Annotated in this window: 14 protein-coding genes and 1 pseudogene; 8 read left to right on the top strand and 7 right to left on the bottom strand. The window is 71.5% G+C overall.

Features of this window, described 5'->3' with window-relative positions; translation table 11 throughout:
* Window positions 1–307: 307 nt before the first annotated feature.
* The 4 genes from ACFVTF_RS19140 to ACFVTF_RS19125 form a co-directional block, all read right to left on the bottom strand.
* Window positions 308–1537, bottom strand: coding sequence for an MFS transporter (locus ACFVTF_RS19140; protein ID WP_387814848.1), 1230 nt, complete (start codon window positions 1535–1537; stop codon window positions 308–310).
* A gap of 1 nt (window position 1538) precedes the next feature.
* Window positions 1539–2807, bottom strand: a complete 1269-nt coding sequence (locus ACFVTF_RS19135) for an ATP-grasp domain-containing protein (RefSeq protein WP_387814846.1) — start codon at window positions 2805–2807, stop codon at window positions 1539–1541.
* A 496-nt stretch (window positions 2808–3303) separates the two neighbouring features.
* Entirely contained in the window at window positions 3304–3597 is a 294-nt protein-coding gene (locus ACFVTF_RS19130) for a DUF6087 family protein (protein WP_387814844.1), read from the bottom strand.
* Window positions 3598–4365: 768 nt separating this feature from the next.
* The gene (locus ACFVTF_RS19125; RefSeq protein ID WP_387814842.1) at window positions 4366–4617 is read right to left on the bottom strand and encodes a hypothetical protein; all 252 of its coding nucleotides are present in this window, start codon (window positions 4615–4617) and stop codon (window positions 4366–4368) included.
* A 109-nt stretch (window positions 4618–4726) separates the two neighbouring features.
* On the opposite strand from ACFVTF_RS19125, the gene ACFVTF_RS19120 reads away from it, so the two are divergent.
* Both ACFVTF_RS19120 and ACFVTF_RS19115 read left to right on the top strand, forming a co-directional pair.
* On the top strand, window positions 4727–5554 hold the full coding sequence (locus ACFVTF_RS19120) for a Scr1 family TA system antitoxin-like transcriptional regulator (RefSeq protein ID WP_387814840.1): 828 nt from the start codon (window positions 4727–4729) through the stop codon (window positions 5552–5554).
* On the top strand, window positions 5551–5754 hold the full coding sequence (locus tag ACFVTF_RS19115) for a DUF397 domain-containing protein (protein ID WP_387814838.1): 204 nt from the start codon (window positions 5551–5553) through the stop codon (window positions 5752–5754). The genes ACFVTF_RS19120 and ACFVTF_RS19115 overlap by 4 nt, the downstream gene beginning before the upstream one ends.
* A gap of 157 nt (window positions 5755–5911) precedes the next feature.
* Here the strand turns inward: ACFVTF_RS19115 and ACFVTF_RS19110 are convergent, their stop codons facing one another.
* The gene (locus tag ACFVTF_RS19110; protein ID WP_371521916.1) at window positions 5912–6349 is read right to left on the bottom strand and encodes a hypothetical protein; all 438 of its coding nucleotides are present in this window, start codon (window positions 6347–6349) and stop codon (window positions 5912–5914) included.
* A gap of 396 nt (window positions 6350–6745) precedes the next feature.
* Here ACFVTF_RS19110 and ACFVTF_RS19105 point away from each other — a divergent pair, with 396 nt between their 5' ends.
* Window positions 6746–7162, top strand: coding sequence for a DUF3592 domain-containing protein (locus ACFVTF_RS19105; protein ID WP_387814835.1), 417 nt, complete (start codon window positions 6746–6748; stop codon window positions 7160–7162).
* A gap of 634 nt (window positions 7163–7796) precedes the next feature.
* Here the strand turns inward: ACFVTF_RS19105 and ACFVTF_RS19100 are convergent.
* Window positions 7797–8162, bottom strand: coding sequence for a hypothetical protein (locus ACFVTF_RS19100; RefSeq protein ID WP_371521913.1), 366 nt, complete (start codon window positions 8160–8162; stop codon window positions 7797–7799).
* A 141-nt stretch (window positions 8163–8303) separates the two neighbouring features.
* On the opposite strand from ACFVTF_RS19100, the gene ACFVTF_RS19095 reads away from it, so the two are divergent.
* From ACFVTF_RS19095 to ACFVTF_RS19075, 5 genes and pseudogenes are all read left to right on the top strand, one after another.
* Window positions 8304–8663 carry a hypothetical protein gene (locus tag ACFVTF_RS19095; RefSeq protein WP_363587515.1) on the top strand — a complete coding sequence of 120 codons (360 nt, stop codon included), beginning with the start codon at window positions 8304–8306 and terminating at the stop codon, window positions 8661–8663.
* Window positions 8660–9682, top strand: a complete 1023-nt coding sequence (locus tag ACFVTF_RS19090) for a hypothetical protein (RefSeq protein ID WP_387814832.1) — start codon at window positions 8660–8662, stop codon at window positions 9680–9682. Before ACFVTF_RS19095 ends, ACFVTF_RS19090 begins: the two co-directional genes overlap by 4 nt.
* Window positions 9679–10068 carry a roadblock/LC7 domain-containing protein gene (locus ACFVTF_RS19085; RefSeq protein WP_387814830.1) on the top strand — a complete coding sequence of 130 codons (390 nt, stop codon included), beginning with the start codon at window positions 9679–9681 and terminating at the stop codon, window positions 10066–10068. The genes ACFVTF_RS19090 and ACFVTF_RS19085 overlap by 4 nt, the downstream gene beginning before the upstream one ends.
* Window positions 10069–10427: 359 nt before the next feature.
* Window positions 10428–11381, top strand: coding sequence for an aldo/keto reductase (locus ACFVTF_RS19080; protein ID WP_371515313.1), 954 nt, complete (start codon window positions 10428–10430; stop codon window positions 11379–11381).
* Window positions 11382–11709: 328 nt separating this feature from the next.
* Window positions 11710–12229: pseudogene (locus ACFVTF_RS19075) on the top strand (IS5 family transposase).
* A gap of 46 nt (window positions 12230–12275) precedes the next feature.
* Here ACFVTF_RS19075 and ACFVTF_RS19070 read toward each other — a convergent pair.
* Window positions 12276–13334, bottom strand: coding sequence for a Clp protease N-terminal domain-containing protein (locus tag ACFVTF_RS19070; RefSeq protein WP_387814827.1), 1059 nt, complete (start codon window positions 13332–13334; stop codon window positions 12276–12278).
* Window positions 13335–13416 lie beyond the last annotated feature (82 nt).

Here is a 13416-nt window from a genome sequence, read left to right as displayed (position 1 = left end):
ACGGCGTGGGGCGGAAATGGTGGTGCCTCCCTTGGCGCGACCAGCCGTGACCCGTATGCGTACGACACGGCGGAGCAGCTCGGGGCTTAGCCATGTCACTGTCATATGAATCATGAACGCTGCCAGGCTACCCCGGATGAGAGGGTCATAAAACCCACCATCGGACAGGGATACGTGTCCATCTTGACGGCTACGGAAGGTGACAGGAACGGGTCCGCGCCGGAGCACCGCACGCGGGTACGGGGGGAGCCGCCGGGCCGTCACAAGAGCGGTTTGGCAGGCGGGTCGGGCTGGAGCTGGGGCCGGATCAGGGGGACGTGGCGGTCTCCTTGCTGCCGGGCACGGCCTCGGCCCGGCGGTCCCCGCGCAGCCGGGCCAGCAGCAGGTGGCCCCCGGCGCAGACCACGGCCAGGCACAGGCAGGCACCCCACACCGTCGCGGTGCCGGAGGTCTCGATCACCCGGCTGCTGAGCACCGGCGCCAGCGCCACCGACACGCTCCAGGTCGACAGGAACCAGCCCTGGTAGCCGCCCTGCCGGCCGGGTGGCGACAGCGCGGCCACCAGCGCCATGCAGGTCGGCCAGACCACGATCTCGCCGAGGCTCCACAGCACGACAGTCGCCCCGTACCCGGCGGTGCCGTGCACGGCGGCGGTCAGCCCCATGCCGAGGCCGGTCACCAAGGTCGCCGCGGCCAGCGCGTACTCCGGCCGCAGCCGCCCCGCCAACCGGGTCAGCGGGAGCTGGAGCACTGCGATGACCAGGCCGTTCATCATCATCGCCGCGCCGTAGTCGGCGGCGGACAGCCCGTCCGCCGTCATCGCCAGCGGCAGTGCCACCAGCGGCTGTTGGAAGATCAGCCCGAGCAGCAGCACCGAGCCCAGCAGGACCAGGAACGCCGGCGCCCGGCGCACCGCCGCCGCCCCGGCCGCGCCCGCCGCCCGGCCGGTGCCCGGCGGCGGCCGGGTCTCCGGCACCCGCAGGTAGACCATGACACCGGCGAGCAGATTGGCCAGCGCGTTGACCAGGAACAGCAGCAGGAAGCCGTGGGACGCCGCGAGACCCGCCGTGACGGCGGCCGCCGAGAAACCCAGGTTGGTCGCCCAGTAGATCAGCGCGTACGCCCGCGGCAGGTCCTCGGGTGCCACCAGGTCCGCGACGGCCGCCGCCCGCGCCGGGCGGGTGGCGTTCAGGCCCACCCCCACCGTGAGGGTGAACAGCAGGACCGGCGCCCGGCCGTGGGCCAGGCCGAGCCCCAGCATGCCGATGACGGTGAGGACTTCACTCGCCAGCAGCACCGTCCGCCGCCCGACCCGGTCCGCCAGGATGCCGCCGAACAGCGAGGCGATCCCGCTGCCAACCCCGAACGTGGTCAGGGTCAGGCCGGTGAAGAAGACCGAGTAGCCGCGCACTGTGGTGAGGTAGATCGCCATGAACGGCACCACGAAGCCGCCCGCGGAGGTGACCAGCGTCCCGCCCCAGAGCCACCAGAACGGGCCCGGAAGCCCCCACGGTGCCCTGGCCGTCCGGGTCGGCACGTCAGTTCTGCCCTTCGTACTCGACCCTGAGGGTCCGTGAGAGATGGTCACGGAACTCCACCGCCGCAGCGTCCGAGGGGTGCTGCGACAGCACGATCGCCGGGTACCCCGACCAGTCCGGGTACGGCCGCAGCAGCGCACCGGGGCCGACGGTCTGCGCCACGTGGTCCACGCAGGGCTCTTCGCGCACCTCGTCCAGGCCGTGCACCCGGGCGATCCGGCCGCCGCTGCCCACCGGCACCAGGTAGGCCGCCGCGTGACCGGTGCCCACCGGCTCGCCGGTCCAGCACTCGGGTTCCCGGCCGAGGTGGATGCGGATCGCCTCCGCCGCGAGGTCGATCCCGCTGCTGACGTGCACCAAGTGGTGCATGAACCCGCCGCCGCCGATCCGCGCCCCCATCTCCAGCAGGACCGGCCGGGTGCCCGAGATCAGGCGCAGTTCGGTGTGGGTGGTGCCCTCGGTGATGCCGAAGGCGTGGTGAGCGCCGACCACCTCGCGCTCGACGGCCGCCAGCACGTCGGCCGGGAGCTGGGCGGGGGCCCGCAGCGTGGTCTCCTCGAAGTACGGTCCGCTCAACTCCCCCTTGTAGCTGATGGCGCAGACCCGGACCCGGCCGCGGTGCACCAGCGACTCGGCGGAGATCTCGGGACCGTCCAGGTACTCCTCGACCAGCACCCCGCAGCCCTCGGCCGCCGCGCCGTCGTACCCGAGGTGGGCGTTGCACAGCGCCCAGGTGGCGCGCACCGCCCGCTCCAGCTCCTGGGCCGAGTCGACCCGGATCACGCCGAGGCTCGAGTAGCCGTTGGCAGGCTTGACCACGACCGGGAAGCGCAGGCCCGCCGCGTCCGCCCAGTCGTCCGGGTGGCCGACGGCGACGAACCCCGGGACGGCCAGGCCGGCGGCGCGCAGCAGCCGGCGCATGCTGCGCTTGTCCCTGACCACCTCCGCCGCCTCCTCGGTCAGTCCGGTGAGCCCGAGCACCCGCGCGGCCCGGGCGACAAAGGGGACGGCCTTCTCGTTGCCCGCCATGATCCCGTCGAACGGCTCGCGGCCGAACCGCTCCACCAGCGCGGCCAGCGCCGCGTCGGGGTCCCCGTCGACGTCCAGCGGCAGGAGTTCGACCACCCCGGCGGCCTTACGGGCCCGCTCGACGTCGTCGTCCCCCCGGGGCACCAGGATCAGGTCGGCACCGGCGCGCTCCGCGGCCCCGAACACCCAGGGAAGAGCGGAGAACTGACCGACCAGGACGAGTTTCGGGAGCTGCCGCATAGGGATCTCCGTACGAGAGTGGTAGACGTGGGGGTGCCCGGCGACCGGGCGCCCGCCACGGCCGTTCGACCGGCCCGGTTCGCGGGCCGCGTCCGGGCGGCCGCGCGGAACACGACGCAGCCTTTCCCAGCACTCTTGGCGGATCCTTGCAAACGGTTTGACGTCCCGGTTCGAGCTCCCGGGCGGGAGCGGACCGCGGTGGCCGCCGCCTCCTGAGATCGCGGCGCGGCCTGCCGCCCACCCTCGTCCGCAAGCAGACCGTCGATGCGGTGCGAGGCATCGACTTCGACGTGGCCGCGGGGGAACCAGCCGGTTTCCTGGGCCCCAACGGGGCCGGCAAGACCAACGTGACGGCTCCCATCAGCTTCACTTCCTAAGCGGGTTCCTCACCGATAGACCTCTCATCGGCGAGGGCGGGTTCTTGCCGACGAGCAGACCGCCTGACCCTGAAACACGAAGAAGCCCCTCCCCTTTCAGGGACGGGCTTCTTCGTGTTTCAGGCCGGCTTTCGGTGCCTGCCAACCGACTTCTTACGGACCGGCGGTGGCGCTCCTTGAACCACCCCGTCACCCGAGATGCCGTGCAGGAACCTCTGGGCGCTCGCGTAGTTCTCGGCGTAGCCCTCAGGAGTCCACTGGTAGCCGTCCCAGCGGAGGAGGAGACGCGGAAGGTCCGGGTGGAGGTGAGAGGGCCGGTTCTCGTGACCGACGATGACGGCCTTCAACTGACCCACCGGGCGCAGGCGTCGATCCCGTCGCTCCGCCCACTGTGACAGCGATTCGTCGTCCATCCAGGCTTCCTTCACTCCCGCAGTCCGCCACCAGGCTACCGGCGGCCCTCCCCCAACAGACGTCGATCCGCGCCCTCACATTCCAGAAGCCGTCCTGGTCGTGCCCCTGGCCGCTCTTCGAGTCCTGGTTCGCGGTGCTTTTGGTCTCGGTTCCCGCACTGATAACCACCTGGCCTGGAGGGAGATTTCGTGGTGCGCGCCAGTGCTGACGCCGGCTCCCGCCCCCGGGGTCGCCGGGGGCGGGAGTTTCAGGCCCACCCGGGTTGTCCGTCCGTGACGTGTGACGGCTCCAGGGCGGGGGTTCCGGCCGGGGGATCAGGACTCCGCCGGCCGGTGGATTGAGGGGGACGGCCGCTCCCCGCCGGAAGGGGGGACTGGCGGGGAGCGGTGTGACTCGACGAGGGCCTGGCACCAACCCACCCTCGGAGCCGACCGGCAGGGAAGTAGGCCCGCCGGTACTCACCCGTCCGCGGCCGTCTTTCGCGGACGGGCGTTGAACCCCGTCGTCGCAGAGGATGAGTGCTCGCGCTGCGACGACGGGAGCCTGTCAGTCCGGCGGGTCCGGTTCCCACCCGCACCACACGCCGGCCGGGGTGACCACCATCCACTCGCGCCCGCCGCCCTGCTCGCGCTGCGGCCGGGCGGCCGGCTCGGCCTTGAGTCCCATACGCACTCGGATTGCGGCCAGTTCCTCAGGAGTACATCGGAGGTCTCGCGGAGCGGCGGAGATGCCCGCCAACACGCCTGTTGCGGCGACCAGTTCGACGTTCACGAGAGCGGCCGACGGTGCGGGTTGCACCCGGCGCCGGGCGCGATCTCCCGGGGGTCGCACCGCCGCAGTTGGTCGGGCCTGGTCGTCCACTCCTGTCCCCCGCCGATCGGCCTCAGGAAGGCCGCCCCGCAGAGGATCTCCATGAAGACCCCCTCTCGGGGCCTGCCGTCGGCGTCACGGTGCGCCAGGTCCTGCACCACCTCGTTGCGGACGAGGTCGGGCAGCGTGGATTTCGGGTCTTCGGACATGGGGGGCTCCGATCCGTAGTGCGATGACTACTCAGGGGCACCAACTGTCCTCTAGGCTTGACGGGTGTTCAACCTGACGGATCTGCTTGCTGAGTAGAAAGTTTGGCCCATGAACAGGTCTGAGCTAGACCCCGCCGCCTCCCCCCAGGCCAAGTTCGGCGCGTTCCTCCGCAGTTCGCGCGAGGAACGGCGGTGGACACAGAAGGACGTGGCAGAGATGATCGGCTGTTCCCCAACCCACATCTCGCATCTGGAAAATGGTCACCGACGCCCGACTCCACGCGTGGCACGGCAACTTGACACTGCATTTGGGATGGATCGGGTCTTCACCAATAAGGCGCTTGAGGTCGATTCTTCGACTCTCCTTGAGGGGTTCCCGGCGTACGTGGCCAAGGAATCGAAGGCTCGGGAGCTTCGGCTGTTCACCTTGGGCATCGTGCCGGGGGTACTTCAAACCATGGAGTATGCACGGGCCATTGCAGCGGCAGCCGTAGACCGAGGCAGCATCACAGAGGATCAGGCCGCTGAACGGGTGCGATATCTTGAGCGTCGACAAGCGAAGTTGAACCGTGAGCCTCCGCCCGTGATCCACGCCGTTCTGGATGAGAGCTGCCTCCGTCGGCCGGTCGGCGGCGATGCGGTGATGGCAGCCCAGTTTGACCGTTTGCTCAGCTTTGCCCGCCTGCCGCACACCGTGCTTCAGGTCGCCCCGTTCTGCATAGGGGAAGCCAGGGCTTTCGATCTCCCCGTGTACATCCTCACCCTGGCCGACCGCTCCCTGATGTCGTACGCCGAGAGTGCCCAACAAGGGAACCTGGAGCGGGACAGCGACGCTGTACAGCCCATGCTCACGACCTACTATCAACTACAGGCCCGAGCACTCTCGCAGGATGCGTCCGTGGCCCTGATCACGCAGCTAAGAGAGGATCTACCGTGACCGCCGAGCCTCAGTGGTTCAAGTCTTCGTACAGCAGCAACGGCGGCGAGTGCGTCGAGGTAGCCGGGAACCTGGTCGCAGAGGGTGCCGTTCCCGTCCGCGACTCCAAGGACCCCGAGGGGCCTGCTCTCATGTTCCCGGCTTCGGCTTGGTCGTCCTTCGTCTCCGCCGTCCGCTCCGGCGAGTTCGGCGACGTCTGACGTACGCGCGCTGCCCCGAGACCCCGCCACCCCTCTCCGGAGTGGCGGGGTCTCCTGGCTGACCGCTCCCTGATGAAGATGTTGAAAGCGCGCCCGGCTCGGGCAGCCGGAGCAAGATCTTCAAAAGGCTTCCAGGGATCCGGCCGCTGACTTCGGGTCAGGTCCGCTTGCGGCTCGCGATCTCGTCAGCGAGCTGCTGCACCTGGGCGGGGTCCGCGTCCCGGGCGAGGGCGACGTAGTGGTCCATGACGGCCGGCCGGTAGCGCACGGGGAACGTCTGTCCCGGGGCGAGTCGGGTGAGCTCGGTGATCGTGAGGTTTTCGTCCGCGATACCGCGGAACGAGATGCCGCCAGCGGTCTCCACGTCGAGCATCAGGACCACGCGTGGATTGCTGTTGACCTCCCGCCAGTCGACGAGAACGCCGAGCGCAAGCGCCCCCGTACGCAGTTCCGCATTGCGCTTCCGTGCCTCACTGCTCAGGACCGGGTTCGGGGCGACGCCCGGGAAGTCGGGCCCGACACCGAGCGATTCCCGACTCAGGTCGGGCCTGAGCTGCGCCATCATATCGTTGAGCTTCTTCCGCGAACCGAACATCCTGGCCCCTCCCTCACACCGGTGCCGGACTCTCGGCCTGGCGCTTCGCCTTCTCCGCGATCGTACGTCGCGGCCGTTCCCGACCTCCGGCGCATCGCGCCGTCCCGATGGGGTCGCCGTCTGCGGTCGCGGACGGACTCGGTCGGTGCACCCGCCTGTCGGACGAGCCACGTCCGCACGCCGAGAGGAGGACCAAGCCGTGATCGATACTGACCCCAACAGTGCGTCCCGGGCAAGACCGTACGGTGCCGCGATCCTGTGCGGAGAGAGGAGACCCCGTCACGCCTTTTCCGGAGTGGCGGGGCTTCGCCGTGAACTGGGCGGGTTCCAGGCGTCAGGAGTCCCTGCGGTCGGCAATACTGGGGTGTCCGGGGGCAATACGGGCAGGGAGGCGCGGTGGGCGGGACGGCCGGATTCGCCGTGGTGGTGTTCGGCGGCCTGGGCGGCGTGGTCGCCTACCTCGCCGGGGTGGTCGGCCTACGCGACCTCCGGCGGCTGCGCCGGGTCGGCGTCCCGGCCCTGGCCCTGGTGCGCGCCCGCATCCCCACCCACGAGGACCGCGCGCTGCCGCCGCGCCCGCTGCTGCAGTTCGAGACCGAGGACGGCCGGGTGGTGGAGGTCTTCTCCCCTGTCCCGTCCACCCCTCGCCACCCGCTGCCGGACGGCGGCCACGTGCAGGTCCGCTACGACCCGGCCGACCCCCGGCAGGTCCTGGTGGAAGGCCGCGAGCGCAGACGCCTGGAGTACGGCTTCGTGGCGCTCGGGCTGCTGATGGTGCTGGCCGCGATCACACTGGCGGTCGCCGTCCTGTGAGGCTGCCCGCCTGAATCGTCCTCAAGGACGAGGCCGAGGCCGCTTTCGCGATGACGCCGCCGCACGCCCGCACGTGGGGCCAGCCCGGACACACACCCTCATACACGCCCGACCTCAACCCCGTCGAAAGCCTCTGATCGCTCCTGCGCCGCGGCGTGGTCGAGCCGATTCCGCGGCACCGCCGGAACACCGGCGCTCCGGCGGTTCGGCGGTTCGGCGGTTCGGCGGTTCGGCGGTTCGGCGCTCCGGCGGTTCGGCGGTTCGGCGGTTCGGCGGTTCGGCGGTTCGGCGGTTCGGCGGTTCGGCGGTTCGGCGGTTCGGCGGTTCGGCGGTTCGGCGGTTCGGCCACGGTATTCCTACGCCCCCGTCGCCGGCCGGAACAGCCGGGGCGAATATGACGCCCAGTCATCGGAAAGTCACGCATTTCCATGGGCGGCGTACATCCGCGATATTCGCGGCCCGATTCCCACGGACGGATCTCCGTAGCCGGTTCGTCACGCCACGCATTCACTCCGCCCGGAATTCCACGCGCGAAACGCGGCCCGCGCGGGCCTTCCGGACGGGCCCTCGGGCAGGCCTTCGGGCAGGCCTTCCGGACGGCGCGCCGACACCCGGGCCACCGACCCGACCTCGGCTAGACGTCGAGGGCGGCCTCGATGCGCTTGAGACCGTGCCGGGCGAGCGCGAGGTTGGCGCGCGAGCGGTCCAGCGCCAGGTAGAGGAAGAGCGAACCGTGACTGCGGTTCAGCGGGCGGATCAGGTGGTACTGGGTGCCGAGGGTGATCAGGATGTCCTCGATGACATCGTCGATCGACAGCGCGGCCAAGGCGCGTATCTTCGCACGAACGACCTCGGTGTTGGCGGCGGCCGCAATCTCCAGGTCGAGCTGCGGCCCCCCGCCGAGGGACCCGAGCGACATACCGCTCTCGTAGTCGGCCACGGCCACTCCGATGGCCCCCTCGATGGCCATCGCGCCCTTGAGTGCGTCGTCAATGTTCATGCGCTGTTCGTCCTTTGCGTGACTTCCGGGCAGAACTCCCGTGTGCGGGAACAAAATAGCAAGAAGTCACCGGTTGTGGTCGCCTCGTGAAAATGATGGAATAAAGTACGCTACCGGGGTTCAGAACGTGAAGGGGTACTGGTGCGCGCACTCGAAGCTTCTCTCTCCGATGTGCTCGGCTCCCCCGGAGTGGTCGGTGCCGCGCTCGTCGACGCCGTCACAGGTCTCAGCTACCAGTCCGCCGGGGACCACCGGCTGCTCGGGACCGGGGCCGAACTCGCCGAGCTGACCAACCTGATCGGCGAGCGGCTGTACGAGGCAGGGGCGGAGAGCGAGTTGGAGAGCCTGGTGGTCACCAGCACCCGCCATCACCAGGTCGTCCAGGTGGTGTCCCGGAAGGGCGACCCCCTGCTGCTGGCCACCGTGCTGGACCGGGAACGGACCAACCTGGCGCTGGCCGTCCGCCAGACCGCCGACCGCGCGCAGGACTTGCTGGCATGACCGACCCGTCCCACGACACGGCGCCGCCCGCCAGGCCCGCAGCTCCCCCGGCGCCGGCTCCGCCCACCGCGCGCAACGTGCCCGCGCTGCTGCTCGCGCTGCGCCGGACGGAGTTCACCGGCTCGGTCACCGTCTCCAGCGCACCGGGCGGCACGATCCACCTGGAGCAGGGCCTGGTCACCGCGATCGAGACCCCCGGGGCCCCGACCGCCGAGACCCTGCTGCTGAAGTCCCGGCGCGTCGGCGAGGAGGAGTGGGCGTCCGCCGAGGTGGCCGCGTCCGCCGGCCGGCCGGCGGACGCTCCCCCGACCTGGGGCGGCGACCTCGGCGCGGCCCTGGTGGCTCAGGGGTCGATCGGCGCCGCCGAGCTCGAAGCCGTCTGCGCCGCCGCCGCCTTCGACGGGGCCTTCGCCCTGGTGCTGAGCCCGCCCGGCAGTTGGGAGACGGCCGAGGCGGCGCCGTCTGCCAGGATCGCGCTGCGCCCGGGCATCGAGCCGGAGCGGCTCTTCGAGGAGACCGCCCGGCGGACGGCCCTGCTGGCCCGCCTCTGGGGGCCTCCCGGCGAACTGGCCCGCATCCGGATCCGTCCTGCCGCCCGGGCCGAATCGGGCGCGCTGCGGATCCCGGTCCGCTACCGGGAGATCCTGGCCGCCGCCACCGGCCGCCGCACCGCGCGCGACCTTGGCTTCGCCCTGGGACGCGGTGTGTTCGCGGTGCTCCTCGACGTCGTACGGATGGACGCCCGGCACCTGCTCCACCGGGAACCGGCGCACCCGACTCCCCTGGCACCGAGCGTGGCCCCTCGCGTGCCGACGGGCGAACCGCCGCCGGCCGGCACCGGGCCGCTGCCGCGCCGCGTCCGCACCGGACGCGGCGCGGGTGGTCCGGGCGGCCCCGGCGGCCTGCCCGCCCGATCCGAGGGAGCGGCGGCCGCTTCCGACGGTCCACCGAACGCACACCGCGCCGAACACACCGCGCGCACCGAGACGACCCAGCAGAGCGAGAAGAGCGCACCATGAGCAGCCAGACACCGACCGCCGTGCTGGTCGACGAGTTGAAGTCCCTCCGCGACCGGGTCATGGGCATCTCGGAGAGTGTCATCTCCACCACCGACGGCCTGTTGGTGGCCGCCGACACGGCCACCGTCCACGCCGAGTCGGCCGCCGCCCTGTCGGCCGCCATGCTCGGCCTCGGCCGGCGCACCGCGGCCGAGGTCGGCGTGGGCGGCCTGCGCGACGTGGTCACCCGCTGCAACAGCGGCTACGTCGTGGTGCTGGCCATCGGGGAGCAGGCACTGCTGATGATCCTGGGAGACGAGGGCCTCGACGTCGCCGGCCTGCACCGCGAGTCGCCCGCCACGGTCCGCCGCCTGAGCGAGCTGCTCGGGATGGTCCCCGCGGTCTAGGGCCTCTCTTTCGGATCACGCCGGGCGCGCGACGTGATCCGAAAGAGAGCCCCTGGGGGACACGCCTCAGGGGCCTGTCCGGGTTGCACTCCCAGCTGAGGAACGGTCCTGGCCCGGCGCCCGCCGAGGGCAGCCGGGTGAGCGGCGGCCGACGCCCGAAGGCCGTCGCGTACGGCCTTCCCCTTCGTGCCGGTGCCGAGCGGCGGCGCCGATGCCGACCGCGCCCGCGGCGGCGGGAGAAGCCTCCCAAGTCGCGTGGGCAGGGCATGGGTTCGCGGCCGGCGGCCGGGACGTCCGTCGCGGCCGGAAGCAATCCCGGGGGTGGAACTCCCTGCAGCCGGAAGCACGTTGGTCGGGACGTGACTGAACTTCGATCCCTCGGCTCGTCCGACCTCCTCGTCTCGCCGCTCTGCCTCGGAGGCAACGTCTTCGGCTGGACCGCCGACAAGGCCCAGTCGTTCGCGGTGCTCGACGCGTACCTCGCCGGCGGCGGCAACTTCATCGACACCTCCGACTCGTACATGAACTACTTCGCCGGCAACGAGCCGGGGCAGTCCGAGAGCATCATCGGCGACTGGCTCGCCGCCCGCCGCAATCGCGACGACGTGGTCGTCGCCACCAAGGTCGGCGACCACCCCGAGTACCCGGGCCTCGCGCCCGCCAACATCAAGGCCGCCGTCGAGGAGTCCCTGCGGCGGCTGCGTACCGACCACATCGACGTCTACTACACCCACTTCGACCGGGACGAGTCCATCCCCGTCGGCGAGATCATCCTCGCTCTCGACGGTCTCGTGAAGGCCGGCAAGGTGCGTGCCATCGCGGCCTCCAACATCAGCCCCGAACGGCTCTCCGCATCGCTGGCCTTCTCCGACCGCGAAGGACTGGCCCGCTACGTGGCCCTGCAACCGCAGTACAACCTCGTCTCGCGCGACACCTACGAGGGCGCCCGGCGGGACGTCGTACAGCGCGAGGGGCTGGCCTGCGTTCCGTACTTCGCACTGGCCTCCGGCTTCCTCACCGGCAAGTACCGCCCCGGGAAGAGCACCGACAACGTGCGCGACGTCCCCGGACTCGCCGGTGGCTACGCGGACACGGAACGCGGCGTGAAGGTGCTCGACGCGTTGGAGCGGATCGCGACGGCGCGGGGGGTGGAGATGGCCACCGTGGCGCTGGCCTGGCTCGGACGGCAGCCCACCGTGACCTCGCCGATCGCCTCCGCGCGCACCGTCGAGCAACTGCCGGCGCTCTTCGCCGCGCAGGACCTGCACCTGTCGGACACCGAGCTGCGGACTCTGACGACCGCCTCCTCCTGACCGGGTGCGGGTCCTGGTGATCAGGGGGAGGCGACGCTCCCTGACTGCCGGGGATGCACCCCCGGCCAAGTCGACCTGGCCCGCTGCATCCTGACCCGGCGTCCTCCACACGCCGCGGCCGGTTCGCCAGGTGAGGCGAACCGGCCACGGCGATCGTCACCTTCGTCCCGTGCGCCCCGGCCTACGACGAACGCGACGCCGGGCCCTGCCACCGGACCTGCGATGGCAGCCCGCTCGGAGCCGGATGAACGCCCGGAGGATCAACGCGGCGCTGCGCCAAGGGTCGTCTTCAAAGCCGATCACCTGATGAGAGATCATGTCGGGCACGGTGCGTCGTCATGAGCTCTCGGATGCCGAGTGGGCTGTGTTGTCGCGGTTCCTGCCGAGTTCGGGGACCGCCGGCCGGCCACGGTCGGACGACCGGGTGGTGCTGAACGGGATCGTGTGGAAGCTGCGGACCGGCTCCTCCTGGCGGGATGTTCCGGAGCGATACGGCTCGTGGCGGACCTTGTACACGCGTTTCCGCAGGTGGGCGCTGGATGGCACCTTCTCGCGGCTGCTGCGGGCGATCCAGGCGGAGAAGGACGCGGCCGGGGACATCGCCTGGCTGGTGTCGGTCGACTCCACGATCGTGCGGGCCCACCAGCACGCGACCGGCGGTAAAAAGAAGAGGAAGCCGGGGCGGTCGCCCACCCGGCTTCGACCGCCGGATCCACAGGCTCCGCAACGTCGTAGAGCGCTGCTTCAACCGCCTCAAGCAGTGGCGCGGCCTGGCCAGCCGCTACGACAAGACCCGCGAGTCCTACCAGGCCGCCATCACCATCGCCTCAATCCTGCTCTGGATCTGACCCTTTGAAGACGACTCCTAGGCCCAACGCCGTTCGGTCACAGCAGTCAGGGGTGATCGGGCCGGTCGCCGCACAGGGCCTCGACCAACCGCCGGGCCCGGGTCTCCTCCGAGAGCAGCATCTCCACCAACGGCCCGGTTCCCTGCCTGTCCGCGGCGCCGGACAGGTAGGCATCGACTGCCCGCGGGTCGGCCGCGAGCGGCACCCGCCCGGCGGTGAGCGCGGCGTGGGCCCGGGCGTAGTCCAGGCCGAGCCGGGCCAGCCGTACCCCGCCCGCGTGCCGCTCGGCCGGGTCCACGCCGCCCTCGCCGGCCAACTGCGGGTGCCGGCAGGCGACTTCGTGCACGGCGAGAACGGCCAGCAGCACGTGCTCGGTGCCGGGCGCACGGCGGCCGAGGCGCTGCGCCTGCCCGTCGGCCTCCAGCCGGACCCAGGCCATCGGCGCGGCCGCGATGTTCACCTTGGCGAAGCCGGGTACCAGCAGCCGCTTCCAGCGCGGCAGCCGGTACGGCGTGCGGCCGAGCAGCGCGTCCCGGGTGGGGCGCAGCAGCGGGTCGAGGTCGTCGCGGTCGTCGGGGGCGCCCGGGGCGCCGGGACCGTCCGGCGCGCCGGGGCCGGCGGGCGCCGTCAGTCGCTCCAGCACCGCTCCCGGCGCGACGCCCGCCGCGCGCAGCAGTTCGACGGCCCGGGCGTGCGGATCGGCGAGCAGGGCGCGCAACAGGTGTTCGGCGCTGAACTTCCGCTCGCCGTCCCGCCGGGCCCGCTCCATGGCACCGGTCAGGGCGCGGGCGGCGGCGCCGCTGAGCAGCACGCCGCGCTCCCCGGTCGGGCCGAGCGCGTCGCGGGCCGGCACGCTCGCACCGGCCCCGTCGTCCGATCCCCAGCGTGCCTGGTCGGCCCCGCCCTGGCGGTCGCGCAGGACGGCGAGCAGGGCGGTCGCGGTCGCCCCGGCGGCCGCCAGAGCCTCGCCGGCCGGGCCCTTCGCCCCGGCGACGGCAGCCAGCAGGTGTTCCGTCCCGAGGCGGCCGTCACCCCCGCCGCGCGCGCCCCGGGCCGCGCCCAGGACGCCGAGCGTGCGCCAGTCCGGTTCCAGCGTCGTCTCCATCCGGCCCCTCCCACCACGATGCTTTGCCCGAACTATATGCCTGCTTTGCTAGCCCTTTACACGTGACTCCGCGTCAAGGAAA

Source organism: Kitasatospora sp. NPDC057940, from assembly GCF_042887425.1.
Lineage (GTDB): Bacteria > Actinomycetota > Actinomycetes > Streptomycetales > Streptomycetaceae > Kitasatospora.
Note: the sequence above shows the minus strand (reverse complement) of the source record. Positions and strands in the feature narration are given on the sequence as shown.

Excerpts from the sequence above, each read along its gene's own strand:
- ACFVTF_RS19085 (WP_387814830.1), top strand. The coding sequence starts at position 9,679 with ATGAGCAGCCAGACACCGACCGCCGTGCTGGTCGACGAGTTGAAGTCC.
- ACFVTF_RS19110 (WP_371521916.1), bottom strand. The coding sequence starts at position 6,349 with ATGTTCGGTTCGCGGAAGAAGCTCAACGATATGATGGCGCAGCTCAGG.
- ACFVTF_RS19090 (WP_387814832.1), top strand. The coding sequence starts at position 8,660 with ATGACCGACCCGTCCCACGACACGGCGCCGCCCGCCAGGCCCGCAGCT.
- ACFVTF_RS19100 (WP_371521913.1), bottom strand. The coding sequence starts at position 8,162 with ATGAACATTGACGACGCACTCAAGGGCGCGATGGCCATCGAGGGGGCC.
- ACFVTF_RS19130 (WP_387814844.1), bottom strand. The coding sequence starts at position 3,597 with ATGGACGACGAATCGCTGTCACAGTGGGCGGAGCGACGGGATCGACGC.
- ACFVTF_RS19135 (WP_387814846.1), bottom strand. The coding sequence starts at position 2,807 with ATGCGGCAGCTCCCGAAACTCGTCCTGGTCGGTCAGTTCTCCGCTCTT.
- ACFVTF_RS19120 (WP_387814840.1), top strand. The coding sequence starts at position 4,727 with ATGAACAGGTCTGAGCTAGACCCCGCCGCCTCCCCCCAGGCCAAGTTC.
- ACFVTF_RS19125 (WP_387814842.1), bottom strand. The coding sequence starts at position 4,617 with ATGTCCGAAGACCCGAAATCCACGCTGCCCGACCTCGTCCGCAACGAG.
- ACFVTF_RS19070 (WP_387814827.1), bottom strand. The coding sequence starts at position 13,334 with ATGGAGACGACGCTGGAACCGGACTGGCGCACGCTCGGCGTCCTGGGC.